The sequence below is a fragment of the Streptococcus sp. GMD1S genome (assembly GCF_000296875.1).
Lineage (GTDB): Bacteria > Bacillota > Bacilli > Lactobacillales > Streptococcaceae > Streptococcus.
Window position 1 is genome coordinate 1 of record NZ_AJQY01000221.1, and the last position, 818, is coordinate 818.

At 41.9% G+C, this 818-nt stretch carries 1 protein-coding gene and 1 pseudogene; both read right to left on the bottom strand.

What is annotated here, in order from left to right; all coding sequences use genetic code 11:
- Positions 1 to 164: pseudogene (locus GMD1S_RS12720) on the bottom strand (GNAT family N-acetyltransferase); the annotation flags it as partial.
- A gap of 9 nt (positions 165 to 173) precedes the next feature.
- Positions 174 to 818 (bottom strand): glutamate ligase domain-containing protein (locus GMD1S_RS08430; protein WP_001185061.1); only part of this gene is annotated, 645 nt, incomplete at its 5' end.

The window sequence follows — 818 nt, forward strand, 5'->3', positions numbered from 1 at the left end:
TTTTCATCCCCAGCTACAAGAAAGGTACCCGCAGTCTTGCGGATACTCTCTTCTAAGGATTGGTGGCTAAGTGTCTCTTCTGATGAAGGATTGGCTTCTTCAATCGCCAACATTTCTTCTAAATCTGATAGGGTAGCTTGCCTTATAGTGATTGGAATTTCCATCTGTTTTCCTTATTGGACATTGCTTGTCAAGTTAGACAAGAGACGTTCAAATGAATATTCATAGGTTTGGATATCTCCAGCACCCATAAAGACGTAAACAGCATTATCATGGTCTAGGAGTGGAGAAACATTTTCAACAGTGATAACCTGGTGTTTCTTGTTAATTTTATTGGCTAAGTCTTCTACTTTGACATCACCATGGTCCACCTCACGAGCTGATCCATAGATTTGCGCTAGGTAGACGGCGTCTGCTTGATTCAAAGCATGGGCAAATTCGTCCAACAAGGCAATGGTTCTTGTAAAAGTATGTGGTTGGAAGATTGCCACGATTTCCTTGCTTGGGTATTTTTGACGAGCCGCATCCAAGGTCGCAATGATTTCTGTTGGATGGTGGGCAAAGTCATCAATAATCACTGTATCATTGACAATTTTCTCAGTGAAACGACGCTTAACACCTGCAAAGGTTTTCAAGTGTTCACGGACCAAGTTCAAATCAAAACCAGCTGTGTAAAGAAGACCAATAACAGCTGTCGCATTCATAATATTGTGACGACCAAAGGTTGGAATGTGGAATTGACCCAACTCTTGACCACGGAAATGAACGGTGAATGTTGAACCAGTCGTAGAACGAAGAAGATCGCTAGCTACAAAGTC